This window comes from Fimbriimonadaceae bacterium, assembly GCA_019638775.1.
Taxonomy (GTDB): Bacteria; Armatimonadota; Fimbriimonadia; order Fimbriimonadales; family Fimbriimonadaceae; genus JAHBTD01.
On the sequence record JAHBTD010000110.1, the window covers coordinates 1 to 1,203 of the forward strand.

The window sequence follows — 1,203 nt, forward strand, 5'->3', positions numbered from 1 at the left end:
GCCGCGCTGCCAAAACCGAGTCGCGGCGAGAAAGTGGCGCGAGGCCCAGAAGACCGGGGAGCGAAAGGAGAGCCACCGTGGCACGAAAAGACGGAAAGGATAGAGGCATCACCCAGCGGAAAGGCCGCGACGGGTGGTGGGTGCGTCTGTATGCCAACGGACGGGAGCGCTGGCATCGCTGTGATACCAAATCACAGGCCAAAGCATTGTATGGACGGCTGAAGGCCGATATTCGGGAAGGGACCTATTTCCCTGAAAAATTCGCACCTCGAAAAGACATCACCCTCCGGGCTTGGATCAAACGCTACCTCGAAGGAACTGTGAACCGAAACAAAGCTGGCGAAGTACTCTACGGGCGGCGCTGGTCCCTGCTTATTGGGAGTCGCCTAGTCACCCAGATTACGGTCGATGATCTCCGACGGATTCAAGCCAGAATGCGCGCCAAGATGAAGGTGAATACGAAGGAACCGCAACGTCTCTGGGCGGATGCAACGATCAACAGACATTTTGCCTTCCTTCGCCATGTGCTCATGCTAGCCGTCAAAGATGACAAGCTGACCAAGAACCCGGTCTCCAGCCTTAAATTCTTTCCTGAAGCCAACAGAACGCGGTTCCTGACGAGTGAAGAACTTGACCGACTGAAGGGCGTAATGTCTCCGGATGACTGGAAGCTAGTCGCGTTCGCCGTCGAGACCGGGTTGAGACGTGGCGAGCAGTTCTCGCTCCGCTGGAACCAGATTGATCTGGAAAACGAGGTCCTGACCCTGCCCATGCCGAAGGGAGGCAAAACCCGGCATGTGCCCCTGAGCGAAGGAGCCAAGACCATTCTGAGGTCATTTGACTCGTTCCTTCGATCGGCTTGGGTGTTCCCAGGCTTAAAGGACGTGACCCACCCTATGGACAGCCGGGCTTTCCTCCGGCGTTCGTTTGAGCCTGGCCTGAGGCGAGCCGGAATCACCGGAGCCTGTTGGCATTCACTCCGGCATACCGCAGCCAGCCGCCGTGTCATGGCAGGGGTCGATCTCGTATCGGTGAAGGAGATCCTCGGGCATCGAGATATTGAGACGACTATGCGGTACGCGCACCTAGCCCCAGGACATCTTCGAGAAGCCGTGAATCGAGGCAGTCTGAGTGGAACCGTGACCAAAACCGTGACCGAGGAAGAGGAAGAAACTGAGGAAGAGATACAACTTGTTGATTTTA

At 56.8% G+C, this 1,203-nt stretch carries 1 protein-coding gene; it reads left to right on the forward strand.

From position 1 onward, the window contains the following. Positions 1-77: 77 nt before the first annotated feature. A partial coding sequence (locus KF784_20300; GenBank protein ID MBX3121398.1) for a site-specific integrase occupies positions 78-1,203 on the forward strand: 1,126 nt, incomplete at its 3' end.